Origin of the sequence: Streptomyces sp. NPDC007164, assembly GCF_040634135.1 — a bacterium.
Classification (GTDB): Bacteria; Actinomycetota; Actinomycetes; order Streptomycetales; family Streptomycetaceae; genus Streptomyces; species Streptomyces sanglieri.
The window spans coordinates 33,160-60,079 of record NZ_JBEYFB010000007.1; the positions used below are offsets into that span (position 1 = coordinate 33,160).

General features: G+C 72.1%; 22 protein-coding genes. 15 read left to right on the forward strand and 7 right to left on the reverse strand.

The genetic code is table 11. The annotated features are described in order from the left end of the window. Positions 1-45: 45 nt before the first annotated feature. Positions 46-3,336 (reverse strand): S41 family peptidase, encoded by a 3,291-nt coding sequence (locus tag ABZ622_RS12770; RefSeq protein WP_360542353.1) that lies wholly within the window; start codon positions 3,334-3,336, stop codon positions 46-48. Between the two features lie 188 nt (positions 3,337-3,524). Between ABZ622_RS12770 and ABZ622_RS12775 the strand changes: the two genes are divergently transcribed. Together ABZ622_RS12775 and ABZ622_RS12780 are read left to right on the forward strand one after the other, a co-directional pair. Continuing rightward, positions 3,525-4,097, forward strand: a complete 573-nt coding sequence (locus ABZ622_RS12775) for a TetR/AcrR family transcriptional regulator (protein ID WP_360542354.1) — start codon at positions 3,525-3,527, stop codon at positions 4,095-4,097. A gap of 176 nt (positions 4,098-4,273) precedes the next feature. Next, entirely contained in the window at positions 4,274-6,490 is a 2,217-nt protein-coding gene (locus ABZ622_RS12780; protein WP_360542355.1) for an MMPL family transporter, read from the forward strand. A 179-nt stretch (positions 6,491-6,669) separates the two neighbouring features. On the opposite strand, the gene ABZ622_RS12785 is transcribed toward ABZ622_RS12780, so the two are convergent. Continuing rightward, positions 6,670-7,020, reverse strand: a complete 351-nt coding sequence (locus ABZ622_RS12785) for an SsgA family sporulation/cell division regulator (protein WP_360542356.1) — start codon at positions 7,018-7,020, stop codon at positions 6,670-6,672. Between the two features lie 180 nt (positions 7,021-7,200). On the opposite strand from ABZ622_RS12785, the gene ABZ622_RS12790 reads away from it, so the two are divergent. From ABZ622_RS12790 to ABZ622_RS12810, 5 genes are all read left to right on the forward strand, one after another. After that, positions 7,201-8,265: an energy-coupling factor ABC transporter permease gene (locus tag ABZ622_RS12790; RefSeq protein ID WP_360542357.1), complete on the forward strand. Its 1,065-nt coding sequence runs from the start codon at positions 7,201-7,203 to the stop codon at positions 8,263-8,265. Between the two features lies 1 nt (position 8,266). Beyond that, positions 8,267-9,106, forward strand: a complete 840-nt coding sequence (gene cbiQ, locus ABZ622_RS12795; RefSeq protein WP_360542358.1) for a cobalt ECF transporter T component CbiQ — start codon at positions 8,267-8,269, stop codon at positions 9,104-9,106. Then, the gene (locus ABZ622_RS12800; protein WP_360542359.1) at positions 9,094-9,879 is read left to right on the forward strand and encodes an ABC transporter ATP-binding protein; all 786 of its coding nucleotides are present in this window, start codon (positions 9,094-9,096) and stop codon (positions 9,877-9,879) included. Before cbiQ ends, ABZ622_RS12800 begins: the two co-directional genes overlap by 13 nt. A gap of 66 nt (positions 9,880-9,945) precedes the next feature. Then, the gene (locus ABZ622_RS12805) at positions 9,946-11,112 is read left to right on the forward strand and encodes a serine hydrolase domain-containing protein (protein ID WP_360542620.1); all 1,167 of its coding nucleotides are present in this window, start codon (positions 9,946-9,948) and stop codon (positions 11,110-11,112) included. Continuing rightward, entirely contained in the window at positions 11,109-11,909 is an 801-nt protein-coding gene (locus ABZ622_RS12810) for an SDR family NAD(P)-dependent oxidoreductase (RefSeq protein WP_360542360.1), read from the forward strand. The genes ABZ622_RS12805 and ABZ622_RS12810 overlap by 4 nt, the downstream gene beginning before the upstream one ends. Before the next feature lie 32 nt (positions 11,910-11,941). Here the strand turns inward: ABZ622_RS12810 and ABZ622_RS12815 are convergent, their stop codons facing one another. After that, positions 11,942-12,934: an AsnC family transcriptional regulator gene (locus tag ABZ622_RS12815; RefSeq protein ID WP_360542361.1), complete on the reverse strand. Its 993-nt coding sequence runs from the start codon at positions 12,932-12,934 to the stop codon at positions 11,942-11,944. Positions 12,935-13,225: 291 nt separating this feature from the next. Here ABZ622_RS12815 and ABZ622_RS12820 point away from each other — a divergent pair, with 291 nt between their 5' ends. Next, positions 13,226-14,764 (forward strand): DHA2 family efflux MFS transporter permease subunit, encoded by a 1,539-nt coding sequence (locus ABZ622_RS12820; RefSeq protein WP_360542622.1) that lies wholly within the window; start codon positions 13,226-13,228, stop codon positions 14,762-14,764. A 245-nt stretch (positions 14,765-15,009) separates the two neighbouring features. On the opposite strand, the gene ABZ622_RS12825 is transcribed toward ABZ622_RS12820, so the two are convergent. The 4 genes from ABZ622_RS12825 to ABZ622_RS12840 all read right to left on the reverse strand — a co-directional run bounded on the left by ABZ622_RS12825 (position 15,010) and on the right by ABZ622_RS12840 (position 20,124). Beyond that, the gene (locus ABZ622_RS12825; RefSeq protein ID WP_360542362.1) at positions 15,010-15,861 is read right to left on the reverse strand and encodes a DMT family transporter; all 852 of its coding nucleotides are present in this window, start codon (positions 15,859-15,861) and stop codon (positions 15,010-15,012) included. Then, the gene (locus ABZ622_RS12830; RefSeq protein ID WP_360542363.1) at positions 15,858-16,358 is read right to left on the reverse strand and encodes a YbaK/EbsC family protein; all 501 of its coding nucleotides are present in this window, start codon (positions 16,356-16,358) and stop codon (positions 15,858-15,860) included. The genes ABZ622_RS12825 and ABZ622_RS12830 overlap by 4 nt, the downstream gene beginning before the upstream one ends. Before the next feature lie 156 nt (positions 16,359-16,514). Continuing rightward, positions 16,515-18,152 (reverse strand): penicillin-binding transpeptidase domain-containing protein, encoded by a 1,638-nt coding sequence (locus ABZ622_RS12835; protein ID WP_360542364.1) that lies wholly within the window; start codon positions 18,150-18,152, stop codon positions 16,515-16,517. Positions 18,153-18,360: 208 nt separating this feature from the next. Beyond that, on the reverse strand, positions 18,361-20,124 hold the full coding sequence (locus tag ABZ622_RS12840) for a phospholipid carrier-dependent glycosyltransferase (RefSeq protein WP_360542365.1): 1,764 nt from the start codon (positions 20,122-20,124) through the stop codon (positions 18,361-18,363). A gap of 53 nt (positions 20,125-20,177) precedes the next feature. Here ABZ622_RS12840 and rsmI point away from each other — a divergent pair, with 53 nt between their 5' ends. The 7 genes from rsmI to ABZ622_RS12875 all read left to right on the forward strand — a co-directional run bounded on the left by rsmI (position 20,178) and on the right by ABZ622_RS12875 (position 26,919). Then, positions 20,178-21,074, forward strand: a complete 897-nt coding sequence (gene rsmI, locus ABZ622_RS12845; RefSeq protein ID WP_360542366.1) for a 16S rRNA (cytidine(1402)-2'-O)-methyltransferase — start codon at positions 20,178-20,180, stop codon at positions 21,072-21,074. 170 nt (positions 21,075-21,244) lie between these two features. Next, a complete protein-coding gene (locus ABZ622_RS12850; RefSeq protein WP_360542367.1) occupies positions 21,245-21,622 on the forward strand; it encodes a hypothetical protein in 378 nt (125 codons plus the stop codon). A gap of 55 nt (positions 21,623-21,677) precedes the next feature. Then, positions 21,678-22,544 carry a TatD family hydrolase gene (locus ABZ622_RS12855; protein WP_360542368.1) on the forward strand — a complete coding sequence of 289 codons (867 nt, stop codon included), beginning with the start codon at positions 21,678-21,680 and terminating at the stop codon, positions 22,542-22,544. Positions 22,545-22,574: 30 nt separating this feature from the next. Further along, a complete protein-coding gene (gene rsmA, locus ABZ622_RS12860) occupies positions 22,575-23,516 on the forward strand; it encodes a 16S rRNA (adenine(1518)-N(6)/adenine(1519)-N(6))-dimethyltransferase RsmA (protein WP_360542369.1) in 942 nt (313 codons plus the stop codon). Continuing rightward, complete coding sequence (locus ABZ622_RS12865) at positions 23,513-24,412, forward strand: 4-(cytidine 5'-diphospho)-2-C-methyl-D-erythritol kinase (RefSeq protein WP_360542370.1); 900 nt, start codon at positions 23,513-23,515, stop codon at positions 24,410-24,412. Before rsmA ends, ABZ622_RS12865 begins: the two co-directional genes overlap by 4 nt. A 119-nt stretch (positions 24,413-24,531) precedes the next feature. Beyond that, positions 24,532-26,346, forward strand: a complete 1,815-nt coding sequence (locus ABZ622_RS12870) for an ABC-F family ATP-binding cassette domain-containing protein (RefSeq protein ID WP_360542371.1) — start codon at positions 24,532-24,534, stop codon at positions 26,344-26,346. A gap of 33 nt (positions 26,347-26,379) precedes the next feature. Beyond that, entirely contained in the window at positions 26,380-26,919 is a 540-nt protein-coding gene (locus ABZ622_RS12875) for a hypothetical protein (RefSeq protein ID WP_360542372.1), read from the forward strand. Position 26,920 lies beyond the last annotated feature (1 nt).

Genomic DNA, 26,920 nt, shown 5'->3' on the forward strand with positions numbered 1-26,920 from the left:
CTTGTTCGTGTGCGGCACATCGCGTCGTGCCACCCGGGGCCGCGACTACCGCGGCGGCAACGGCGGACGCCTGCGGTCCGGGACGTCGTCGTACGTCGGCGGGGTCGCCGCCGGCTGGGCGGCCAGCAGGTCCAGGGCGACCCGTACCGCGTCGTCGAGTACCGCGTACCGGCCCTCCGCCCAGTCGAGGGGGGTGCGCAGCGCCTCCAGGTCCGGTTCGACGCCGTGGTTCTCGACCGACCAGCCGTAGGTGTCGAACCAGGCCGCGTTCATCGGCACCGTGATCACCGTGCCGTCGCCCAGCCGGGTCCGGCCGGTCATGCCGACCACGCCGCCCCAGGTCCGCTGGCCCACCACCGGGCCGAGCTTCAGCAGGTGGAACGCGGCGGTGATCATGTCGCCGTCGGAGGAGGTCGCCTCGTCGGCCAGGGCGACCACGGGGCCGCGCGGGGCGTTGGAGGCGTAACTGACGGGCTGGGCGTTGCGGGTCAGGTCCCAGCCGAGGATCCGGCGGGTCAGCTTCTCGACGACCAGCTCGCTGATGTGGCCGCCCGCGTTGCCGCGCACGTCGACGATCAGGGCCGGGCGGGACACCTCCATGCGCAGGTCCCGGTTGAACTGCGCCCAGCCCGAGCCGCCCATGTCGGGGATGTGCAGATAGCCGCACTTGCCGCCGCTCAACTCCCGTACGACTTCCCGGCGTTTGGCCACCCAGTCCTGGTAGCGCAGCGGCCGTTCGTCGACCAGCGGTACGACGGCGACGCGGCGGGCGCGGCCCTCGTTCCCGGCCGGGCGGAAGGTCAGCTCGACGGTGGTGCCGCCCGCCGCCGTGAGGAGCGGGTACGGGCCGGCCACCGGATCGACCGGGCGGCCGTCGACATGGGTGAGGACCGCGCCCTCCCGGATGCCCGTACCGGCCAGCGGGGAACGGGCCTTGGAGTCGGAGGAGTCGCCCGGCAGGATGCGCCGGATCATCCACTCGCCGTCCCGGCACACCAGGTTCGCGCCGAGCAGGCCGATCGCCCGCTGGTAGTGCGGCGGGCCCTCGTTGCGGCGGGCCGGGGTCACGTACGCGTGCGAGGTGCCCAGTTCGCCCAGGACCTCGCGCATCAGATCGGCGAACTCGTCGGGGGAGGCGACCCGTTCGACCAGCGGGCGGTACTGGTCGAGCACCGCCGTCCAGTCGATGCCGCACATGTCCGGATCCCAGAAGTAGGAGCGGATGATGCGGCCGCCCTCCTCGTACGCCTGCCGCCACTCCGCCGCCGGGTCGACCTCGTGCAGGATGCGGCGCAGGTCCAGGTAGACGGTGGTGTCGCTGTCGCCGGTCTCGGTGGCGGGGACGGCGCGCAGTTCGCCCTCGTCCATGACGACCAGCCGGGTCGCGTCGCCGCTGACCGCGAACCAGTCGAGATGGGAGACCAGTTCGGTCTTCCTGGCCCTGGTGATGTTGAAGTGTTCGAGGGTGGGGCGGCCCGACATGTCCGACGGGTTGGCGAAGGTCTCGCCGAGCGCGCCGGAGATCGGCCAGCGCAGCCAGACCAGCCCGCCGCCGCTCACCGGGTGCAGGGCGGAGTACTTGGACGCGGAGACCGGGAAGGGCGTCACCCGGTTCTCCAGGCCCTCGAACTCGACGGTGACCGTGGACGGCCCCTCGCCCGTGCCGATGTCCGGGGTGTCGTCGGCCGGGTCGAGACCGCCCGCCGCCGGGCGGCCCTCGGGGGAGAGGGCGAACGGGGAGGGGGTGGCGGAGGAGAGCGGTACCAGGTACGGGCGGCAGCCCAGCGGGAAGGAGAGGTCGCCGGTGTGGACGTCGTACACCGGGTCGAAGCCGCGCCAGGAGAGGAAGGCGAGATAGCGGCCGTCGCCCGTGAAGACCGGGTTCTCGTCCTCGAAGCGGCCGTTGGTGACATCGACGATCACGGGCGCCCCGGTGCCCAGGATGCGGGCCAGCTTGATCTGGCGCAGCGAGCGGCCGATGCCGGGGTGCGACCAGGTCAGCCAGGCGCCGTCCGGGGAGAACGCCAGGTCGCGGACCGGGCCGTTGATGGAGCGGATCAGCTCGGTGGGTTCGCCGGTGGAGGTCTCCTCGTCGGTGTCCAGGAGCAGCAGCCGCCCGTCGTTCGTCGCGATGGCCAGGCGTTCGCCGTCCGGGTCGGCGATCAGCTCCTGCACCCTGCCGAGCTGCCCGGAGGCCAGCCGGCGCGGCTCGCGGTCGCCGCTGGCGCGCGGCAGGTACGCGATCTCGACGGCGTCCTCGCCGTCGGCGTCGGTGACGTAGGCGACCTGGCCGCCGCTGCCGAGCATCTCGGGCAGCCGGACCCGGACGCCCGGGGTGTCGGCGATGGTGCGGGCGGGGCCGTCGCGGTGGGTGAGCCAGTACAGGCTGCCGCGTACGGTGACGGCGCTGGCCCGGCCCGTCTCGTCCACGGACAGCGAGTCGACGTTGCTGGCGGCCGGGACCTGGTGGACGCGCCGGCCGGTGCGCGGCCCGCCGAGCCGGACCGGCAGTTTGCGTGGCACCGCGTCCGGTGAGACCAGGTCGTCCACCAGCCACAGATCGCCCGCGCACTGGTAGACGACCCGGTGCCCGTCGCTGGAGGCGTGCCGGGCGTAGAAGGCGTCGTGGTCCGTGTGGCGGCGCAGGTCGCCGCCGTCGGGGCGGCAGGAGTAGAGATTGCCGACGCCCTCGTGGTCGGAGAGGAAGGCGATCCGGCCGCCGACGAACATCGGTGAGTCGAGATGGCCGCCGATGTCGGGGAGCAGCCGCTTGCCGTGCAGCCACAGCCGGCCGGTCGCGCCGCCCCGGTACCGCTTCCAGGCGGCGGGTTCGTGCGGCGGGGTGCCGGTGAGCAGCAGGGTGCGCCGCTCGTCGTCGATGTCGGCGACGTCGATGCCGGAGACCGGGCCCCAGGGCAGCTTGCCGCCGGGGCTGCCGTCGGTGGGGACGCTGTAGGCCCAGGAGACGTGCGAGAACGGCTGGTTGTGCGAGGACACGGCGAGGATCTGGGCGGCGTCCCCGGGATCGGGGGTCCAGCCGCAGACCCGGGTGTCCGTCGACCCCCAGTAGGTGAGCCGGCGGGCCGGGCCGCCGTCCACCGGGACGAGATGGATCTCGGGATCGAGGGTGCGCCAGGTCGTGTACGCGATGCGGCTCCCGTCGGGGGAGAAGCGGGGGTGGCTGACCCTGGTCCGGTCGATGGTCAGCCGCCACGCGCGGCCGGGCGGCTGCCCCTCGGGCGCGAGGGGGGCGACCCAGAGGTCGTCCTCGGCCGCGAAGCAGAGCAGATCGTCGTGGAGGTGCGGGAAACGGAGATACGCGGCGTCGTCACTCACCCTCCAATGCTTTCCGCGCGGGAGAGCCCCGGCAACTCGTGGTGCGGGACCAATTGTGGCGCGGAACACAAGCGAAACGATCTCGTTTCGCTGGGAGGGCGGGGTACCGTCGATGTGTACGAAACAGTTTCGTTCGATTGACTGATGTGCGAATCATTGGCACGAACACCCGAACAGGAGGTCGACACGTGGCACGCACCCGGCTCACGCCCGAGCGTGAGGGCGAGCTGTACGCCGCCGTGCTCGACCTGCTCCGCGAGGTCGGTTACGACGCCCTGACCATGGACGCCGTCGCCGCCCGCACCCGTTCCAGCAAGGCCACCCTCTACCGCCAGTGGGGGAGCAAGCCGGAGCTGGTCGTCAAGGCTCTGCGACACAACAAGCCGGTGTCCCTCGGCGAGATCGACACCGGGTCGCTGCGCGGCGACTTCCACGCCGTGCTGAGCCGCACCGACGACTGTCAGATGGAGAAGGACTCCGCGCTGATGCGGGGTCTGAGCCATGCCGTCCACGAGAATCCCGATCTGCACGAGGCCCTGCGCGAACTGCTCGTCGAGCCGGAGATCACCGGCCTCGACCAACTGCTGCGCCGAGCCGTGGACCGGGGCGAGGTGCGTCCGGACAATCCGGCGCTGAAATATGTACCGCACATGCTGATCGGCGCCTTCGCCGCTCGGCAGCTGGTCGAGGACCGCGCCGTCGACCAGGCGTTCCTCATCGACTACGTGGACTCCGTGGTTCTCCCCGCGCTCGGAGTCTGAGTCCCCGGGCCGCCCCCGGGCGGCCGGTCCCCTCGTACGGTCCCCTTCGTACGTCCCCTTCGTACGTCCCCTTCGTACGGTCCCTCCCCAAGCTCCACCTGACACGCCGCTCTCGTCGTCGGGCTGGTTCCTCACGCCCTTTTCCACTCACACGACCTGACCGGGAGTACGCCCCCGTGGCCACATTCCTCTACAAGCTCGGACGGCTCGCCTTCCGGCGCCGCCGCTATGTCGCCCTGATCTGGGTGGCACTGCTGGCGCTCGCCGGATTCGGCGCGGCCTCCGCGTCCACCGCCACCTCCAGCTCCTTCTCGATCCCGGGCACGGAGGCGCAGCGCGCCTTCGACCTGCTGGAACAGCGCTTCCCGGGGGCCAGCGCCGACGGCGCGACCGCCCGGGTCGTCTTCAAGGCGCCCGACAACGAGAAGATGTCCGACCCGGCGAACAAGGCCGAGGTCAACAAGGTCATCGGCGAGCTGAAGTCGGGCTCGGACCAGATCGCCTCGGTCTCAGACCCGTACACCGCCGGTGCCGTCAGCAAGAACGGTTCCACGGCGTACGTCTCGGTCTCCTACAAGGTCAACTCGATGGAGCTGACCGACGAGACCCGTGAGGCACTGGAGGACGCGGGCCACGCGGCGCAGAAGAGCGGGATGACCGTGGAGATCGGCGGTGACGCGCTCATGGTGATGCCGGAGACCGGGGCCACCGAGATCGTCGGTGTCGCCCTCGCCGCGATCGTGCTGGTCATCACCTTCGGCTCGCTGATCGCCGCCGGGCTGCCGCTGCTCACCGCGCTGATCGGCGTCGGCATCGGCGTCTCGACGATCACCGCGCTGGCGAACGTGCTGGACCTGGGCTCCACCACCTCCACCCTCGCGATGATGATCGGCCTCGCGGTCGGCATCGACTACGCGCTCTTCATCGTCTCCCGCTACCGTGCCGAGCTGGCCGAGGGCCGGGAGCGCGAGGAGGCGGCCGGACGGGCCGTCGGCACGGCGGGCTCCGCGGTCGTCTTCGCCGGTCTCACCGTCGTCATCGCACTGGTCGGCCTCGCCGTCGTGAACATCCCGATGCTGTCGAAGATGGGCTTCGCCGCGGCCGGCACCGTCGCCATCGCCGTACTCATCGCGCTCACCCTGGTCCCGGCCCTGCTGGGCTTCGCCGGAAAGCGGGTCCTGGGACGCAAGGCGCGCAAGGCCGCCGGGACCCCGGCCGGTACCGAGGACAAGCCGAACATGGGCACCCGCTGGGCGCGGTTCGTGCTGCGCAAGCCGGTGTGGGTGCTGCTGGTCGGCGTCATCGGCCTCGGCACGGTGGCCGTACCGGTCGCCTCCCTGGAGATGGGCCTGCCCGACGAGGGCTCCCAGCCCACCAGCACCACCCAGCGGCGCGCCTACGACCTGCTCTCCGACGGCTTCGGCCCCGGTTTCAACGGGCCGCTGATGGTCGTCGTCGACACCGCGGACAGCTCGGACGGCAAGACCGCCGCCAAGCAGGTCACCGACGAGATCTCCGGCATCAAGGGCGTCGTCGCCGTCACCCCGGCCCAGTTCAACAAGGCCGGCGACACCGCGATGATCACCGTGGTCCCGAAGGACCGGCCGAGCTCCGTCGACACGGAGAACGTGGTCCACGCGATCCGGGACGCGGGCAAGGACATCAAGTCCGGCACCGGCGCCGAGGTCCTGGTCACCGGCTCCACCGCGATGAACATCGACTTCTCGCAGAAGATGAACGACGCGCTGCTGCCGTACCTGGCGCTCGTCGTCGGCCTGGCCTTCCTGCTCCTGATGGTGGTCTTCCGGTCGGTGCTGGTGCCGCTGAAGGCGGCCCTCGGCTTCCTGCTCTCGGTCGTCGCGGCCCTGGGCGCGGTCGTCGCGGTCTTCCAGTGGGGCTGGCTCGGCTCGCTCTTCGGGGTGGATCAGCCCGGTCCGATCATGTCGATGATGCCGATCTTCATGGTGGGCGTGGTCTTCGGCCTCGCGATGGACTACGAGGTCTTCCTCGTGACCCGGATGCGCGAGGCGTACGTACACGGCGAGAAGCCCGGCCAGGCGATCGTCACCGGCTTCCGGCACGGCGCCCGGGTCGTCACGGCCGCGGCCGTGATCATGATGGCCGTCTTTGCCGGCTTCATCGGCTCCAGCGAGCAGATGGTCAAGATGATCGGCTTCTCGCTCGCCATCGCCGTCTTCTTCGACGCGTTCGTGGTCCGGATGGCGATCGTGCCCGCGGTCCTCGCCCTGCTCGGCCACCGCGCCTGGTCGCTGCCGCGCTGGCTGGACCGGATCCTGCCGAACGTGGACGTGGAGGGCGAGGGGCTGCGCGAGCAGCTCGACGAGACGCCCGGCGGTGACACCGGGGGCGAGCGCGAGCTGACCCGGGTCTGAGCCGCGAGGCGAGAGCAGCAACGAGTCTCCGGGGCCGCGTCTGAGCGGAGCGCGGCCCCGGAAGCGCCGGTTACCTGTGGGGACGGGGGACCGGGGCGATGGGAGAAGCCCCTGTGCGAGCGGCACGGGGGCTTCTCCCATGCCGTTTGCGCCAGGCCGGCATGTCCGGACGAGAGGCCCTACGCGTGCGTGGACGGCTTGGCGCTCTCGGTGTGCGTACGGTGCAGGAAGCGGATCAGCGGCGCGCTGTCGAACTGCACCACCTCGACGCCGTCGGCCGAGTGATTCTCCACGACCAGCTGGGTCCGTCCGCAGGGCCACACGCGGATGCCGCCGCGCTCGGTGGGGGCGCGCAGTCCGCCCTCCAGCAGATCGCGGCCGAATGCCCAGTCGGCGCCGCCGGGGAAGGCGACGTGGACGGTGCGCGGGTCCTTGTCGGCGTCGTACAGCAGGTCGACCGGTACCGCCGGGAGGTCGGGGGTGTCGTTGACGAGCCAGGCGTCCGCCTGCTCCTGGATCACGGGGGGCATGGAACGACTCCTCCTGTGTGTACTGCTTCGCAATCCAATGTCGCATATTTCCGGTGGTGGGCGCGGGGAACAGTTGTGACGGAGCCGCTCTTGCGAAGAGTTTGCAACAAGGCCCTATCATTGAGCGGTTCACGACATGTCCGCAGCAACGCGCGACCGACCGCAGGAAGCGGAGCCCCCATGCATGTTCCCGACGGATTCATCAACGCGCCCGTCTCCGCCGCCGCGGGAGTCGTCGCCGCGGGTGCGGTCGCCGTCAGCCTGCGGGGCGCCCGGCGGGAACTGGACGAGCGCACCGCCCCGCTCGCCGGTCTCGTCGCCGCGTTCATCTTCGCCGTGCAGATGCTGAACTTCCCGGTCGCGGCCGGCACCAGCGGACATCTGCTGGGCGGGGCGCTGGCCGCGATCCTGGTCGGGCCGTACACCGGCGTGCTCTGCGTAACCGTCGTCCTGCTCATGCAGGGCATCCTCTTCGCCGACGGCGGCCTCACCGCGCTCGGCGTGAACGTCCTCGACATGGGCATCACGACCACCGTCGTCGCGTACGCCCTCTTCCGCGGGCTGCTCGGCGTGCTGCCGAAGACCCGCCGCTCCGTGACGGCCGCGTCCTTCGTCGCCGCACTGGTCTCCGTACCGGCCGCGGCCTGCGTCTTCACACTGATCTACTGGATCGGCGGCACCACCGACATCCCGATCGGCAAGGTCTTCACCGCGATGGCCGGGGTCCACGTCCTGATCGGTATCGGTGAGGCCGTGATCACCGCGCTGACCGTCGGCGCCGTCATCGCCGTACGCCCCGACCTGGTGCACGGCGCCCGCGGACTCACCTCCTCGCTCAAGCTCCGGATCGACGGCGAACTGGTCGACGCCCCGGCCCCGGCCCCCGCCCCGGCCGCCCCCGTCGCCGCCCGCTCGCACCGCAGGATCTGGGCCGCCGGCCTGGTCACCGCCCTCGTCCTGGCGGGCTTCGTCTCGTACTACGCCTCCTCCAACCCCGACGGCCTGGAGAAGGTCGCCGCCGACCAGGGCATCGACAGGAAGACCGAGGAACACGCGGCCAAGGACTCCCCGCTCGCCGACTACGGCGTCAAGGACGTGTCCGACGCCCGGATCTCCGGCGGCCTCGCCGGAGTCATCGGCGTCGCCGCCACCGTCGTCGTCGGCAGCGGAGTCTTCTACGTGGTCCGCCGCCGCCGTACGCCCGACGCCCCCGCGGACACCGCGCGCGACACGGAATCCGTCTGACATGGGCGCCGGCACCCCGTGGAAACCCACCACGCGCAGCAACCACCCACGCCCCCGGCCCCGGCAGGCCCCGTACCCGGGTGCCGCCGGGCACGCGCACAGGCTCTACCGGCACGGCCACTCGCCGATCCACGACCTGCCGCCGCACTGCAAGATCGCCGCCGCCTTCTGCTTCGTCGTGGTCGTCGTCTCGACGCCCCGCGAGTCGATGTGGGCGTTCGCGCTGTACGCGGCGCTGCTCGGCGCGGTCACCGCGCTGGCCCGCGTCCCGGCGGGCTTCCTGCTCAAGCGGCTGCTCATCGAGGTGCCGTTCGTCGCGTTCGCGCTGCTCATGCCGTTCGTGGTGCCCGGCGAGCAGACCCACGTACTCGGCCTCTCCGTCAGCGTCCCCGGCCTCTGGGGCGCCTGGAACGTCCTCGCCAAGGGCACCCTCGGCGTCGCCGCGTCCGTGCTCCTGGCCTCCACCACCGAACTGCGCTCGCTGCTGCTCGGCCTCCAGCGGCTCAAGCTGCCGCCGCTGCTCGTCCAGATCGCCTCCTTCATGATCCGGTACGGCGACGTGATCACCGACGAGATGCGCCGGATGTCGATCGCCCGCCGCTCCCGGGGCTTCGAGGCGCGCGGCGTACGGCAGTGGGGTGTCCTGGCCAAATCGGCGGGTGCCCTGTTCATCCGGTCCTACGAGCGCGGCGAACGCGTCCACCTCGCCATGGTCAGCCGCGGCTACGCCGGATCCATGCCGGTCATCGACGAGGTGACCGCCTCCCGGACCCAGTGGGCGTACGCTGCGGCACTCCCCGTCCTCGCCCTCGCCGTCTGTCTGCTGGGATGGACCCTATGAGCCTGCCCACCGCCCCCGCCTCGCCCCCGTCCCTGGAAGTCAGCGGCCTCGCCTACGCCTACCCCGACGGCCACCAGGCGCTCTTCGGGGTGGACCTCATGGTCGCCCGGGGCGAACGCGTCGCCCTGCTCGGCCCCAACGGCGCCGGCAAGACCACCCTCGTCCTGCACCTCAACGGCATCCTCGACGCCGGGGCGGGCACCGTCCGGGTCGCCGGCCTCCCGGTCGACAAGCGCAACCTCGCCGAGATCCGCCGCCGCGTCGGCATCGTCTTCCAGGACCCCGACGACCAGCTCTTCATGCCCACCGTCCGTGAGGACGTCGCCTTCGGCCCGGCGGCCTCCGGGCTGCGCGGCGCCGAGCTGGAGGCACGCGTCACCGAGGCGCTGGAACAGGTCGGCATGGCGGAGTACGCGAACCGCCCGCCGCACCACCTCTCCTTCGGCCAGCGCCGCCGCGTCGCCGTCGCCACCGTCCTGGCCATGCGGCCGGAGATCCTCGTCCTGGACGAGCCCTCCTCCAACCTGGACCCGGCCTCGCGGCGCGAACTCGCCGACATCCTGCGGTCCCTGGACGTCACCGTGCTCATGGTCACGCACGACCTGCCGTACGCACTGGAGCTCTGCCCCCGCGCGGTGATCCTCAGCGAGGGCGTCATCGCCGCCGACGACCGCACCCAGGACCTGCTCTGCGACGAGAAGCTGATGCGGGAACACCGCCTGGAGCTGCCCTTCGGCTTCGACCCGCGTTCCGTGACTGTGAACATGAGGTGACCTGCCACGCCTGCCGCCCGCGCCGGGATGCACCATGGGGGGATGAGCGGGAGCGCAGCAGCAGACGTGGACGTACGCGGCACGGTGGCGGCCGGATTCGAACCGGTCAGGGATGCTTTCATCCGTAACTTCGAGCAGCGCGGCGAACGCGGCGCGGCCGTCACGGTCTACCGGGACGGACACAAGGTCGTCGACCTCTGGGCCGGTACGAGAGACGTCGACGGCGTCGAACCCTGGGCCGTGGACACCGTGCAGATCGTCCGCTCGGCGGGCAAGGGCATCGCCGCCGCCGTACCGCTGCTGCTGCACCAGCGCGGCCAGCTCGACCTGGACGCCCCGGTCGGCACGTACTGGCCGGAGTTCAAGGCGGCCGGCAAGGAACGCGTACTCGTCCGCCACCTCCTCTCCCACCGGGCCGGCATCCCCGCGCTCGACTGCCCGCTGACCCCCTCGGAGGCGGCCGACGGGATCTCCGGCCCGCAGGCCGTCGCCGCCCAGCGCCCCCAGTGGGAACCCGGCACCGACCACGGCTACCACGCCCAGACCTACAGCTGGCTCATCGGCGAACTGGTGCGCCGGGTCACCGGCCGCACCGTCGGCCGCTGGATCGCCGAGGAGATCGCCCGCCCGCTCGGCCTGGACTTCTGGTTCGGCCTCCCGGCGGACGAGGCGCACCGGGTGGGCCGGATCGGCCCGGTCGAACCGCCCGCCGCGGGCGGCGGCAACGGCGGCGTCCTGCGGCTGCGCCCCAAACGCTCCGTCAGCGAGGCCTACCGCGACCCGCAGTCCCTCACCCGCCGCGCCTTCGGCGCCATCGACCCGCTCCCCGACGAGAACGACCCCGGCTACCGGGCGGCCGAACTCCCCGCCTCCAACGGCATCGCCACCGCCCGCGCGCTGGCCCGCTGCTACGCCGCGATGATCGGCCCGGTCGACGGCCACCGCCTGTTCGCCCCGGCCACCCTCACCCTGGCCCGCACCGAGGAGTCGGCGGGCCCCGACCGGGTCCTGGTCGTCAACACCCGCTTCGGCCTCGGCCACATGCTCCACGGCCCGGCGGCCCCGCTGCTCGCCCCCGGCTCGTTCGGCCACCCCGGCCGGGGCGGCTCCCTCGGGTTCGCCGACCCCGAATCCGGCATCGCCTTCGGATATGTGACGAACGGTCTGCAGAAGGGAGTAACCGCCGATCCCCGTGCCCAGGCCCTGATCAGGGCAGTACGGTCGGCGCCATGACTACTCCACACTCCACCGGCCGGCGATTCGACGGCCACGGCGTACTCATCACCGGAGCGGGCCAGGGAATCGGCGCGGCCACGGCCCGCCGACTGGCCTCGGAGGGCGCCCGGGTCCTGGTCACCGACCTGGACGGCGACCGCGCGGAACGCACCGCCGCCGCGATACGCGAGACGGGCGGCACCGCCGAGTCGCTGCCCTGCGACGTGGCCGACCGGGCGGCCGTCGAGGCGGCGGTGGCCCACGCGGTCGCCGCCTTCGGCTCCCTGGACGTGCTGGTCAACAACGCGTACTCCTGCACCAGGGACGTCCCGCTCTTCGAGGACGAGCCCGACGAGGCCTGGCAGCGCGACCTGGACATCACCCTCACCGGCCCCTACCGCTGCGCGCGGGCGGCCCTCCCGCACCTGGTGGCCTCCGGCCGGGGCGCGATCGTCAACATCGGCTCGGTCAACGGCGAGCAGGACTTCGGCAACCACGGCTACAGCGCGGCCAAGGCGGGCCTGGCAAGCCTGACCCGTACCCTCGCGGGCCACGCCGGACCGCGCGGCGTGCGCGTCAACCTGGTCGCCCCCGGCACGATCCGCACCGCCGCCTGGGCGGGCCGCGACGCCGAACTGGCCCGGGTGAGCGGCCTCTACCCGCTCGGCAGGGTCGGCGAGCCGGAGGACATCGCCTCCGCCGTCGCCTTCCTCGCCTCCCGCGACGCGGCGTGGATCACGGGGACGACACTGCGCGTGGACGGCGGGCTGACGGCGACCAACTACGGGTTCAAGCAGACGGTCGCGGGGCCCTGACCGAGGCGGACACGGCCCGCCCCGCGCCCGGGTCAGGCTAGCGCGGGGTGGATGAGCCGCCCGTTGAGGATGAGGGAGGCGGCCTGCTTGAGGCGACGCACCCGCACACTGATCTCGTAACCCCTGATGCCTTCGGTACGGGCGAAGCGGCCGCTGAGGTAGCGGTAGAAGTCCGGGGTGTCCTTGCAGATGACCACGGCCATGATGTTGTGCTTGCCGCTGATGGCCGCGGCGAAGGCGCACTCGTCGTGCCTGCTGATCTCCTCGCCGATCTCCTGGAGCCGGGGCAGGTCGACCTGGAGCCAGAGGGTGGCGTTGAGCTCGTAGCCGAGGCGTTCGGGCACGGCGTCGATGTCGAAGACCAGCGAGCCGCTGCCCTCCAGGGCCTCCAGCCGGCGGGCCACACGCGGCTTGGACCAGCCGGTGGCTTCCGCGAGGCGGGTGTGGGAGGCGCGGCCGTCCTCCGCCAGCGCTTCGAGGAGCGGGCGGTCCTCCTCGGTCGGGGTGAGCGGGGGCCCGGCCGGGGTGGGGAGCTCCGCGGTCAGCATCCGCACCTGCTCGTCGGTGAGCGAGCCCTCCCGCCCGGTCCAGCCGGCCGTGTCCGGGGAGCCGAAGCCGTGCACGAGCAGGTCGACGTTCAGGTCCAGGACCGACGCGGCCCGGGGAAGCTGCCGCAGCAGCACGTCGTCGCGGGCGGTCCCGGCGGGCGAACGGATGATGCAGATGATCTCCGAACCGCCGGACGCGATGCTGGTGTACGCGACCTCCGGCCTGCGGGCCAGGGATTCCGCGAGGGGCCCCACGGCGTCCGGGCGGCAGCGCAGCCGCGCGATCCACTCGGACCGGCCGTGGGCGGCCGGGCTGCTCAGCCCGACGACGCGGACCACGCCGCTGCGGCGCAGGGCGTCGTAGCGGCGGGCCACGGTCTGCTCGGACACCCCGACGACCTGGCTGAGGCGGCGGAAGGAGACCCGCGGCGAGCAGTTCAGTCCATGGATGATTTTGCGGTCCAGGTCGTCAGGCATGGATGAATGGTCACATGAGTAGCTCCGTAATCGGAGGTTCTGTGACGTTCGCCGGGATCGCTTGGGGATTATTCGACGGTCGGGGCGAAGCTGGACGGCGGCTCTGCGGTTGATCGGCGGACCGCGCGGAACGCGGCGGTACGCCGGTGCTCCCGTGAGCGGGCGCCCGCCGGACGGCGGTGCTCACATCGCAGCCGGTGCCCACGTGGCACCCACCCCGCAGCAGAAGGAAACCTCTTCGTGAATTCCGCAACGACACAGGACAGATCAGGGCGGGGCGTCACGCTCGTCATGGCCTGCCTGGGCGTCTTCGTCGCCTACCTCCCCGTGACCACCGTGTCGGTGAGCCTGCCGGCCATCCAGCGGGCCCTGGGCGCCTCCACGTCCCAGCTGTCCTGGGTCTCGGACGCCTTCGTGCTGCCGATGGCCGCGCTGATCCTGACCACCGGGGTGTGGGGCGACGTCCACGGCCGCAAGCGGGTCTTCCAGGCGGGCATGGCCCTCTGCGCGCTGGGCGCGGCGATCTCGCTGTTCTCGGACTCGGTGCACGCCCTGTGGGCCGGGCAGGCCGCCTCCGGGCTGGGGGCGGCGGCGCTGCTGCCGACGACGCTGGCCCTGATCAGCCACGCGGTCCCCGACCACCGGGAGCGCGGCAGGTTCATCGGCCTGTGGGCGATGTCCCTGATGGCCTCGCTCGCGGTGGGCCCGCTGATAGCGGGCGTGCTGCTGGAGCACGTCGCGTGGCGCTGGATCTTCCTCCTGCCCGTGCCGGTCTCCCTGATCGTGCTGGTCGTCGCGGCGTTCCTGCTGCCCGACTCGCGTGCCCCGCACGGCCGCCGGCTCGACTGGCCCGGACAGATCACCGCGGCCGTCGCGGTCACCGCGGCCGTCTACGGCGTCATCGAGGGCGGCGCGGACGGCTTCGGCGAGCCCGCCGTGGTGACGGCCCTGGTGCTCGGCGCGGTCGCCGCCGCGGCGTTCGTCGTCGTGGAGCGCCGCAGCGCGAGCCCGATGCTCGACCTGGCGCTGTTCCGCAGCCCGGCCTTCACCGCCACCGCCCTGGTCGCCATGATCAGCTTCCTCGGGCTGATCGGCTTCTTCTTCGTGCTGAGCCTCTACTTCGGCATGGTCCAGCACCTGACCACGATCGAGGCGGCGCTGCGGATGGTGATGGTGTCCGGGGTGGCCCTTGTCGTCGGCGCGCCCATCGGACGCCTGATGCACCGGGTCTCCGCCCGGGTCCTGATCACCACGGGCCTGGTCCTCGCGGCGGGCGCGATGCTCTCGCTGACCGGCGTCGACGCCCACACCTCCTACGGCTCGATCGTCTGGCGGCTGGCCCTGCTGGGCGTCGGCATGGGCGCCGTACTCACCCCGATGACCGCCTCCGCGGTGTCCTCCGTCCCGCACCACCTGGCCGGGATGGCCGCCGCCGGGAACAACGCCTTCCGCCAGGTCGGTGGTGCCCTCGGCCCCGCCGTGCTCGGCGCCCTGCTGACCACCCGGGCCCTGGACGCGCTGCCCGGCCGCCTCACCGACGCGGGGGTGCCCGCCGAGGCGAGTGCCCGCGTCCTCGACACCGCCCGCGAGCAGGGACTCGGCGCCGTGGCCGGGCTCGACCTGGACGCCGCCACCGGACCGGCCCTGACCGCCCTGGGCGACTCCTTCCTCGACGGCATGCGGCTGTGCCTCACCGTCTCGGCCTCACTCGCCCTGCTGGCCGCCGTCGCCTGCGCCGTGCTCCTGCGCCCGGCGGCCAGGCCGGTGGCCCCGGCGGCTCCGGCCGCCGAGGAACCGGCGGCCCGCCCGGCGTCGGTCCCGGTGGGCTGAGCTCCCGCCCCGCCATGCGTCGCACGGCGTGGCACGGCGGGGCGGTGCGGGGGCGGTCCAGGTCGGACCGCCTCCGCCGAGCCCCGTGCCCGTTACGAGGACCGGCAGGGCCGGCGCGGGGCCCGGGCCCACATCAGGAGCGGCAACCCGCAGCTCGTCGTCGTCCCCGACACCGACTGCACGTACGTCCTCTCCGTACACCCCGATTGAAACGTGACGATCGACCCGCGATGTGTCACGTTCCTCTACCCCGTGTGCAGCATCAGCCCGATGCCGACGACCATCAGCCCCGCCGCCGCGATGCGCGGCGCACCGAAGCGTTCCTTGAAGAGGACCGTTCCGATGGCCGCGCCGACGATGATGGACGACTCGCGCAGGGCCGCGATCGGGGCCAGCGCCGCCCGGGTCTGGGCCCACAGGACGAGGCCGTACGCCGTCACCGACAGGGCCGCGCCCAGCAGTCCGCGTACGGCGAACGGGCGCAGGGCGGGCAGGAGTCCGGCGCGGCGCCGGTACAGCGCGTAGGCCGGGATGGCCAGGCCCTCCAGGATCATCAGCCAGGCGATGTAGCCGAGCGGGGTGCCGGAGGCGCGCACACCGACACCGTCCACCGTGGTGTACCCGGCGATGGCCAGCCCGGTCGCGAGGGCGGCCAGCAGCGCCGGCCGGTCCGGGCGCCGGCCGGAGCCCCGGATGCCCCAGAGGGCGAGCCCGACCAGCCCCGCCGAGGCCACCGCGACCCCGGCCGTGGCCCAGCCGTCCGGGTGCTCGCCGACGAAGACCGCGGCGAGGACCGTCACCACCAGCGGCGCCGTGCCCCGGGCGATCGGATACATCTGCCCGAAGTCGCCCAGAGTGAACGAACGCATCAGCAGCAGCATGTACGCCACATGGAGCCCCGCCGAGACCAGAAGGTACGGCCAGGCCCCGGCGGCCGGGAGCGGGGCGAAGCAGGCGGTCGCCGCGCCGATCAGCAGACCGCCGCCGGAGATCAGGGTGAAGGAGACGAGCTGGTCCCTGATCGCGTGCGCGATCGCGTTCCAACTGGCGTGCGTGACGGCCGCGATCAGGACCGCGAGGGCGACCAGCGGTGTCACTTCGACTGCTCGCGCACATCCACCACGGTTCCGCCGGCGTGCCCGATCAACGACTTGGGGTCGAGCGGGAAGACGGTGTGCGGGGTGCCCGCCGCCGCCCACACCACGTCGTGGTCCAGCAGCCCCCGGTCGGCCAGCACCCGGGTCTTCGTACGGTGCCCGAAGGGCGGCACGCCGCCGATCGCGTAACCGGTCGTCTCCCGCACCAGTTCGGCCCCGGCCCGCTTGACCTTCCCGGCGTCCAGCTCCGCACGCACCCGCTCCACGTCGACGCGCGAGGAACCGTCCATCAGGACCAGCACCGGGACACCGTCGGCCTCGAAGATCAGTGACTTGACGATCTCGCTGAGCTCGCAGCCGATCGCGGCGGCGGCCTCGGCGGCGGTGCGGGTGGCCTCGGGGAACCGCCGGACCTCGACATCGAGCCCCAGCTCCCGCAGGGCCTCGGCGAATCGGGGATGGGCTTCGGCGGCGGCGGTGGCATCGGAAGTACTCATGCCCCGCACGCTAGCGAAGTCGGGCCGGAGCACACGACGGTGTTCCACGCGTCGGACCCGCCCCCGAGGGCAGGACCGCCCGCCCGCGTCGGGATCCCGCCCGCGGGGCGGCCCGTCCGTGTCAGGACCGCCTGCCCGCGGGGCGGCCCGTCCGCGTCAGGATCCCGCGCGCAGCACCGCCGCGACCACCGGGCCCGCCGCGTCGCCGCCGTGGCCGCCGGACTGGACGACCGCGGCCGCGGCCAGGTCGTTGCTGAAGCCGGCGAACCAGCTGTTGGAGGTGGCCTGGCCGTCCACCTCCGCCGAGCCCGTCTTGGCGCCCTTGTCGCCGCCGACCGAGGCCATCGCGGCCTTGCCGGTGCCCCAACTCGCGGTCTGGCGCATCATGTTGGTGACCTGCTGGGAGACGTACGGGGGCAGCGAGCGGGCGGCGGTGGCGATCGGCCGGTTGTCCAGTTCGCGGACCACGACGACCGGCTGGCGGAAGGTGCCGGTGCGCGCGGTGGCGGTGATGGACGCCATGTTGAGGGCGTTCATCTGGACCGTGCCCTGGCCGATGTACTGGGCGGCCGCCTCGCCCTGGGTCTCCTCGGGCACGCTGCCGTCGTAGGACACGACGCCGGTCTGCCAGTTCAGGCCGATCCCGAAGACATCACGGGCTTCCTTGGCCAGCGCCGCGTCGTCCTTCGTGTCGTCGATCAGCTTGATGAAGGCCGTGTTGCAGGACCGGGCGAAACTGGTCGTCAGGGTGCCGCTGGGGATCGAGAAGTCGTCCAGGTTCTTGAAGGTGCGGCCGTAGTACGTCGCGGTCGGCGGGCACTCGATCTTCTGGTCGGCGGAGGCGAGGCCCTTCTCGATGAGCATCGCGGCGGTCACGATCTTCATCGTCGAGCCGGGCGCCTGCTTGCCCTGCATCGCCGCGTTGAACCCGGTGGCCGGGTTGTTGGCGACCGCGCGGATCGCGCCCGTGGACGGCTGGACCGCGACGACGGAGGCCTGGCTGAACTTCTTGACGGCCGTCTCGGCCGCCGCCTGGGCGTTGGCGTCCAGGGTGGTCCGCAGCTTGCCCGGCCTGCCCTTGGTGAGGGTCAGCAAGGTCTTGTCGGGGCTCTTCGAGTCCGCGTTCTCGATCACGGTCTCGATGCCCGCGATGCCGCCGGCCTTCTCGCCGTACTTCGCGCGCAGTGCGTCCAGGATCGTGCCCAGCGAGGGGTACTTCTCCTTGGTGAGCGGCCTGCCGTTGTGGTCGACGGCGTCGATCGACGGGGTGGACGCCGCACCCGTCCGGAGCGACGCGCCGTCCGTCAGGTCCGGGTGGATCACGGCGGGGGCCCAGTCCACCAGCGGCCTGCCGGTGGTCAGTCCGCGCACCACGGTCAGCTCCGAGGAGTACGACCAGGGCTTGGACTTCCCCCCGAAGGAGACGGTCGCCTTCACCGTGTACGGCACCTTCGCGCCGACCGCCGGGCCCGGAGTGATCACCGCCTCGCTGACATGGGCGGTCTCGCGGTAGCCGGTGAGGGCCGGTCCGGCCTCGGCCGCGTTGTTGGTGAGCTGGGACGCGGTGTCCGCGTCGCCGTCCGCCCAGGCCTCGAGGAACTTCTTCGACGCGTCGTCGATCTCCGCCTTGGTGACCGGGCCCGTCTTCACCTCGGCGGACGCCGACTTGCTGTCCGTACCGCCGCCGCCCCCGCCGTTCAGCCCGTCCAGGACGTTGTACGCCCCGTATCCGACGCCGCCGACCACGACCGCGAACACTCCGCCGACTATCGCAACCTTCGCTCCACTGCGCATTGCTGCAGTCCCCCTCCCCAGGAGTCCCCCTTGAACGTGTTCAAGGGGATGCTGCTCGGCACCCTACGGGACGGTGGTGAAGGCGGGGACGGTTGTTATCGGAACGCGATACGTGCGGTCCGGGCGTGCCGGTCGTACCCGAGGACGGGTGTCCGGTGAACCGCCGAGGGGCCGCGGTCGACCGCGGCCCCTCGGCGTTCCTGCCCGGCTAGATCCAGGTGTCCAGCCACATCCGCTCGCGCCACGACCCGTCCGGAATCGGCGTGCCCGTGTAGATCGGCCAGAAGTAGATGAAGTTCCAGATGATCAGCAGGACCAGGACGCCCGCCCCGATCGCGCCCAGTGTCCGCCGCCGCTCGCCCGTCGGATCGCCGGGACTCAGGCCCAGTTCCTGCCTGGTTCCCGTCCCGGCCGCCGGGCCCAGCATCGCGCCGATCATCATCGTCACCGCCAGACACAGGAACGGCACGAACACGACCGCGTAGAAGAGGAAGATCGTCCGCTCCTGGTAGAAGAACCAGGGCAGCCAGCCCGCCGCCACGCCGCAGACGATCGCACCCGCCCGCCAGTCGCGCCGGAAGAACCACCGCCACAGCACGTACACCAGGGCGAAGCACGCCGCCCACCACAGCAGCGGTGTTCCGATGGCCAGCACCTCGCGCGAGCACTTGCCGGTCGCCGACGCCGCGCAGCCCTCCTCCTCCCAGAAGTACGAGACCGGCCGGCCCAGCACGATCCAGCTCCACGGATTGGACTGGTAGGTGTGGCCGGACGTCAGGTTCACGTGGAATTCGTAGACCTGGTACTCGTAGTGCCACAGGCTGCGCAGCCAGTCCGGCAGCCAGGTCCAGTCGCCGCCCCGGCCGTCGGTCTGCGCCCAGTTCCGGTAGTAGCCCTTGCCGGTGACGATCCAGCCGGTCCAGGAGGCGAGGTACGTGAGGATCGCGACCGGGACCGTCGAGACGAACGCCGGCACCAGATCCCGCTTCAGCACCGCCAGGTACGGGCGGACCGCCCCCGCGGTCCGGCGCGCGCCGACGTCCCACAGCACCGTCATCAGGCCGAAGCCGACCATGATGTACAGGCCGTTCCACTTCGTGGCGAAGGCCAGCCCGAGCATCAGGCCCGCGGTGATCCGCCAGGGCCGCCAGCCGAGCCGCAGAGTCTCCGCGACCCCCGCGTCGGGGCGCAGCACCCCTCCCTCGTCGACCGGCAGCGCCGCGGCGAGCCTGCGCCGGGCCCAGTCACGGTCGATCAGCAGCGCACCGAACGCCGCCAGCACAAAGAACATCAGTACCAGGTCGAGCAGCGCGGTGCGGCTCATCACGAAATGCAGACCGTCCACCGCGAGCAGGGTGCCCGCCAGACAGCCCAGGAACGTCGAGCGGAACAGCCGGCGGCCGATCCGGCACAGCATCAGCACCGACAGCGTGCCGAGCACCGCCACCATGAACCGCCAGCCGAACGGCGTGAACCCGAAGAGATGCTCACCGAGCCCGATGACCCATTTGCCGACCGGCGGGTGCACCACGTAGCCCGGGTCCACCGGGACGTCCACCTTCGACGGGTCCGCGAGGATCAGCTTGTCGATGTCCTTGGGCCAGTCGCCCTCGTACCCCTGGTTGATCAGGGCCCAGGAGTCCTTGGCGTAGTACGTCTCGTCGAATATCAGCGCGTGCGGGCTGCCCAGATTCCAGAACCGCAGCACCCCCGCGACCAGCGCCACCAGCAGCGGGCCGCCCCACGCCGACCATCGCACCAGGCGCTCGGCCATCGGCGGGGAGATCCCGAGCACCGCCCACAACTGGACACCGGGCCTGGCGTACGGCGGGACAAGCCGCTCGCGCAGCCCGATCCCGGGCCGGGGCGAATGGCCGAAGCGGCGCAGCCGCTGCTGCCAGGAGGCCGGATCTTCGCCGTGCGGTTCCCCGGCGTCTTGGCCCTGTCGGGCTTCGGGCGCAGTACTCGTCACCGCGCCATCGTAGGGAACGCATCTGTGCGAGCGCTGTCGCCCGTGCTGGGAGGATGGCTCCTGTGACTGGAACGACTGGAACGCTGGTACTCGCAGGAACCCCCATCGGCGATGTGGCGGACGCCCCGCCGCGGCTCGCCGCCGAGCTGGAGACGGCGGACGTCGTCGCCGCCGAGGACACCCGCAGGCTGCGCCGCCTCACCCAGGCGCTCGGCATCCACACCACGGGGCGGGTCGTCTCCTACTTCGAGGGCAACGAGTCGGCCCGTACGCCCGAACTCGTCGAGGCACTGACCGGCGGCGCCCGCGTGCTGCTGGTCACGGACGCCGGGATGCCGTCCGTCTCGGACCCCGGCTACCGGCTGGTGGCCGCCGCCGTGGAGAAGGGCATCAAGGTCACCGCGGTGCCCGGCCCGTCCGCCGTGCTCACCGCGCTCGCCCTGTCCGCGCTGCCCGTCGACCGCTTCTGCTTCGAGGGCTTCCTGCCGCGCAAGGCGGGCGAACGGCTCGGCCGGCTCCGCGAGGTCGCCGACGAGCGTCGCACCATGGTCTTCTTCGAGGCCCCGCACCGCCTCGACGACACCCTCGCCGCGATGGCCGAGGCGTTCGGCGCCGACCGCCGGGCGGCCGTGTGCCGGGAGCTGACCAAGACGTACGAGGAAGTGAAGCGCGGCCCGCTGGGCGAACTGGCGGCCTGGGCGGCCGAGGGCGTACGCGGCGAGATCACCGTCGTCGTCGAGGGCGCGGCCGACTCCGGACCCGAGGAACTGGACGCGGAGGAGCTGGTACGCAGGGTGCGGGTGCGCGAGGAGGCGGGGGAGCGGCGCAAGGAGGCCATCGCCGCGGTCGCCGCGGACGCGGGGCTGCCCAAGCGCGAAGTGTTCGACGCGGTCGTCGCGGCAAAGAACGCGGAGCGGACCGCCCCCGCGAAGGGCAAAGAACCATCGTGAAAAGCAAAGCGAGAGCCGCGCACCGGGCTTTTCTGCCACGAGATGGCCAAAAGCGCTCCAACAGTCGACAGGGTCCGATGCGCTCCTGCCGGTAAGGGCGTCCACTGGTCAGGGACGCATTCTCCGGAACGTTTGTCCGGAGTGCCTGTCCGGCGGACAAAGGAGCGGGCATGAGCGAGATCGCAGAAACCACCGCGCACGAGGCGTACGCATTCGCCTGCATGAGGTGTGGACACGGCTGGGAACAGGCCTTCGAAATAGAGCACCACGTCGACGGCTCCAACAACGCATTCGTCATCTACAAGGCGGACGGGGAGCGGGTGCCCTCACCCCTTTCCCGGCCCACTTGCACGAACTGCGGCGGACATGTGGTCCGGATCATGCGGGCCGGCCGGGTCTCGACCGTCCAGCAGCTGCTCCACAACCCCAAGTCCGCGCGGCCGGCGATCGACGGGAACGGCGCCCGGGAGGGCGAGGCGGTGACCGCCTCGGGGGCGGGACACCACTGGCACCTGTCCGACCTGCTGCACCCCTTCCACCGGAGGTAGCACCCCGGCTCCCCACGGGCCGGGCACCCCGGTGGGTCCTCGTACGATCGTCGTCATGAGCCGTACCGAAGCCCCGCCGCTGCCCGAACCCCTCCGGGTACCGGTCGCCGATTCGCACACCCACCTGGACATGCAGGACGCGACCGTCGAGGAGGGCCTGGCCAGGGCCGCCGCGGTCAATGTGACCACCGTGGTCCAGGTGGGATGCGACGTGGCCGGTTCCCGGTGGGCCGCCGAGACGGCCGCCGCGCACCCGAACGTGCACGCGGCGGTCGCCCTGCACCCCAACGAGGCGCCGCGCATCGTGCACGGCGACCCCGACGGCTGGTCGCGCCAGGGCGCGCGGGAGGGCGGCGGGCAGGCGGCGCTGCACGAGGCCCTCGCGGAGATCGACGCGCTGGCCGCACTCGACCACGTACGCGGTGTCGGCGAGACCGGACTGGACCACTTCCGTACCGGCCCCGAGGGCATGGCCGCCCAGGAGGAGTCCTTCCGGGCCCACATCGAGATCGCCAAACGGCACGGCAAGGCGCTGGTCATCCACGACCGCGAGGCGCACACGGACGTGCTGCGGATCCTCGCCGACGCGGGCGCCCCGGAACGGACCGTGTTCCACTGCTACTCCGGCGACGCCGACATGGCCCGGATCTGCGCGGACGCCGGGTACTTCATGTCCTTCGCGGGCAACGTCACCTTCAAGAACGCCCAGCCGCTGCGGGACGCCCTGGCCGTGGCCCCGACGGAACTGGTGCTGGTCGAGACGGACGCCCCGTTCCTGACCCCCGCCCCGTACCGGGGGCGGCCCAACGCGCCCTACCTCGTCCCGGTCACCCTGCGGGCCATGGCGGCGGTGAAGGGCCTGGACGAGGACACCCTGGCCTCGGCCGTCTTCGACAACACCGCCAGGGCCTTCGACTACTGACCGCGGCGGCCGCCGCCGTAGGCTTACCGGGTGAGCACCACTGAGCCCGACGCCCTCCTGGGCCCCGCAGACATCCGCGAGCTGGCCGCCGAGCTGGGCGTACGCCCGACCAAGCAGCGCGGCCAGAACTTCGTCATCGACGCCAATACGGTCCGCCGGATCGTACGGACGGCGGAGGTCCGGCCGGACGACGTCGTCGTCGAGGTCGGCCCGGGGCTCGGCTCGCTGACCCTGGCGCTGCTGGAGGCGGCGGACCGGGTCGTCGCCGTCGAGATCGACGACGTGCTGGCGGGCGCGCTGCCGGCCACCGTCGCCGCCCGGATGCCGGGGCGGGCCGACCGGTTCGCCCTGGTGCACTCCGACGCGATGCTGGTCCGGGAGCTGCCCGGACCGGCGCCGACCGCGCTGGTCGCGAACCTTCCGTACAACGTCGCCGTGCCGGTCCTGCTGACGATGCTGGAGCGCTTCCCGTCCATCGAGCGCACCCTCGTCATGGTCCAGGCCGAGGTCGCCGACCGGCTGGCCGCACGGCCGGGCAACAAGGTCTACGGCGTGCCGTCGGTGAAGGCCAACTGGTACGCGGACGTCAAGCGGGCCGGCTCCATCGGCCGCAACGTCTTCTGGCCCGCCCCGAACGTCGACTCCGGCCTGGTCTCCCTGGTCCGGCGCACCGAGCCGATCGCGACGAGCGCGAGCCGGACCGAGGTCTTCGCGGTCGTCGACGCGGCCTTCGCCCAGCGCCGCAAGACCCTGCGGGCCGCCCTGGCCGGCTGGGCCGGCTCCGCACCCGCCGCCGAGGCGGCCCTGGTCGCGGCCGGGATCTCCCCGCAGGCCCGCGGCGAGTCGCTGACCGTCGAGGAGTTCGCCGCCATCGCCGAGAACAAGCCCACCGGGACCACGGAGACCACCGGGGCCGCCGTGAACCGGCCCTCCGGGGCCGCCGGGAACGAGCCCGCCGGGAGTGGCGAGTGAGCATCACCGTCCGCGTACCCGCCAAGGTCAACGTCCAGCTCGCGGTCGGCGCCCCGCGCCCCGACGGTTTCCACGACCTGGCCAATGTCTTCCTCGCCGTCGGCCTGTACGACGAGGTCACCGTCACCCCCGCCGACGGGCTGCGCATCACCTGCTCCGGCCCGGACGCCGCCCAGGTCCCGCTGGACGCGACCAACCTCGCCGCCCGCGCCGCGATCGCGCTGGCCGAGCGGCACGGCATCGCACCCGATGTGCACATCCACATCGCCAAGGACATCCCCGTCGCCGGAGGCATGGCGGGCGGCAGCGCCGATGGCGCGGCCGCGCTGCTGGCCTGCGACGCCCTGTGGTCCACCGGAGCCACCCGGGACGAGCTCCTCGCGATCTGCGCCGAGCTGGGCAGCGACGTCCCGTTCAGCCTGGTCGGCGGCGCCGCCCTCGGCACCGGACGCGGCGAGCGGCTCACCCCGATCGAGGTCGGCGGCGCCTTCCACTGGGTCTTCGCGGTCGCCGACGGCGGGCTCTCCACCCCGGCCGTCTACGACGAGTTCGACCGGCTGACGGCGGGCACCGACGTCCCCGTACCGGAAGCCTCCCCGGCGCTCCTCGACGCCCTGCGCACCGGCGACGCCACCGCGCTCGCCGAGGCGCTCTCCAACGGCCTCCAGCCCGCCGCGCTCTCCCTGCGCCCCTCGCTCGCCGACACCCTCGCCGCGGGCACCGCGGCCGGTGCCCTGGCCGCCCTGGTCTCGGGCTCCGGACCGACCACCGCGTTCCTGGCGGCGGACGAGGAGTCGGCCCACAAGGTCGCCGAGGCACTGCTCACCTCCGGCACCTGCCGCAACGCGCGGACCGCGGTGTCCCCGGCGCCGGGGGCCACGGTTCAGCGGCCGTAGTGGCAGCGGCACGGGACGACGCGTTTGGCCGGAGCGCGTCAAGGCAAGGCCGCCCGGGGAAACCCGCCCTCGGGCCCCGTACCCTGGGAAACCGATCGATCCCCCGGGGCAGGAGTGAAATGGCCGTCAATCTGGTCAATGTCGAGCAGGTCAGCAAGGTGTACGGCACCCGTGCCCTGCTCGACGGCGTGTCCCTCGGGGTGTCCGAGGGGGACCGGATCGGGGTCGTGGGCCGCAACGGCGACGGCAAGACGACGCTCATCCGGATGCTCGCCAAGCTGGAGGAGGCGGACAGCGGACGCGTCACCCACAACGGCGGGCTGCGGCTCGGCGTCCTCACCCAGCACGATTCGCTCGACCCGCAGGCGACCATCCGCCACGAGGTGATCGGCGACCTCGCCGACCACGAGTGGGCGGGCAGCGCCAAGATCCGCGACGTACTCACCGGACTCTTCGGCGGCCTCGCCCTGCCCGGCTTCGAACACGGCCTGGACACCGTCATCGCCCCGCTCTCCGGTGGCGAGCGGCGCCGGATCGCGCTGGCCAAGCTGCTCATCGCCGAACAGGACCTGATCGTCCTCGACGAGCCGACCAACCACCTCGACGTCGAGGGCATCTCCTGGCTGGCCGGCCATCTGCGGGCCCGCCGCTCCGCGCTCGTCTGCGTGACCCACGACCGCTGGTTCCTCGACCAGGTCTGCACCCGCATGTGGGACGTCCAGCGGGGCACCGTCCACGAGTACGAGGGCGGCTACAGCGACTACGTCTTCGCGCGGGCCGAGCGGGAGCGGATCGCCGCGACCGAGGAGTCCAAGCGGCAGAACCTGATGCGCAAGGAGCTGGCCTGGCTGCGCCGCGGCGCCCCCGCCCGCACCTCCAAGCCCCGCTACCGCATCGAGGCGGCCAACGAACTGATCGCCGATGTGCCGCCGCCGCGCGACACCAGCGAGCTGATGAAGTTCGCCAACGCCCGGCTCGGCAAGACCGTCTTCGACCTGGAGGACGTGACCGTCCAGGCGGGCCCCAAGACGCTGCTCACCCACCTCACCTGGCAGCTCGGCCCCGGTGACCGGATCGGCCTGGTCGGGGTCAACGGCGCGGGCAAGACCTCGCTGCTGCGGGCGCTGGCCGAGGCGGCCCGTACCCAGGGCGAGGCGCAGCCCGCAGCCGGGAAGGTCGTCGTCGGCAAGACCGTCAAGCTGGCCTACCTCTCCCAGGAGGTCGCCGAGCTCAACCCGAACCTGCGGGTCCTGGAGGCCGTCCAGCAGGTACGGGACCGGGTCGACCTCGGCAAGGGCCGTGAGATGACCGCGGGCCAGCTCTGCGAGCAGTTCGGCTTCTCGAAGGAGAAGCAGTGGACTCCGGTCGGTGACCTCTCCGGCGGTGAGCGGCGCCGGCTCCAGATCCTGCGCCTGCTGATGGACGAGCCGAACGTCCTCTTCCTCGACGAGCCCACCAACGACCTCGACATCGAGACCCTGACCCAGCTGGAGGACCTCCTCGACGGCTGGCCCGGATCGATGATCGTGATCTCCCACGACCGGTTCTTCATCGAGCGGACCACGGACCGGGTGATGGCGCTGCTCGGCGACCGCACGCTCCGGATGCTGCCGCGCGGGATCGACGAGTACCTGGAGCGCAGGCAGCGGATGGAGGAGGCGGCCACGCCCTCCGCCGCACCCGCGCCGGCCAAGGAGACCGCCCCGGCCGCGACGGTCTCCCCGCAGGCCGCCCGTGCGGCGAAGAAGGAGCTCCAGAAGGTCGAGCGGCAACTCGACAAGATGTCGACGCGGGAGACCACGCTGCACGCGCAGATCGCGGAGCACGCCACGGACTTCGAGAAGGTGGCGAAGCTCGACGCCGAGCTCCGCGAACTGGTCGCCGAACGCGACGAGTTGGAGATGCGCTGGCTGGAACTGGCCGAGGACGCCTGATCGCTGCGGTGCGTCAGGTGTGACCGTTGCATTATGGTGCTCAACGCCGATGGCACGTACCGGTCCCAGCTGATCGGTGGCACCGACGACTACGCGGTGCAGTGCGGCGGCGACGTGCTCACCCGGGGCAAGAACGTCGACAACTGCCTGGGGGGGGGCGGGGGCGCGGCCGACGCGGACACCTTCTACATGGCTACGAAGCCCAAGTACGTCGACTCCGACATGACCAACGCGGTCGTTGCCTTCGATCTGGACACCGGCAAGTCCAAGTGGAAGGTCCCGGCGCCCGCCGGGCAGCCCCTGATGCCGATGCGGGTCGAGGGCGGCAAGGTGCTGGTCTACATGGACGCGACCAAGGGCAAGGGGGGCGGCATCATGTCGCTCGCCCCGACGGGCGGCACCCTCCGGCCGGTCCTGCGGCATCCGGCGTCGGCGGCCGAGGTGGAGCGTGGCTTCTCCACTCCCCGGGTCGCGTACGTGAACGGGCGCTCCCTGCTCATGCACGGCTTCGTCAGCGGAGTCACCGACGAGGAGGAGATCGCGATGAAGACCATGATCTCTTTCGGCGACTGAC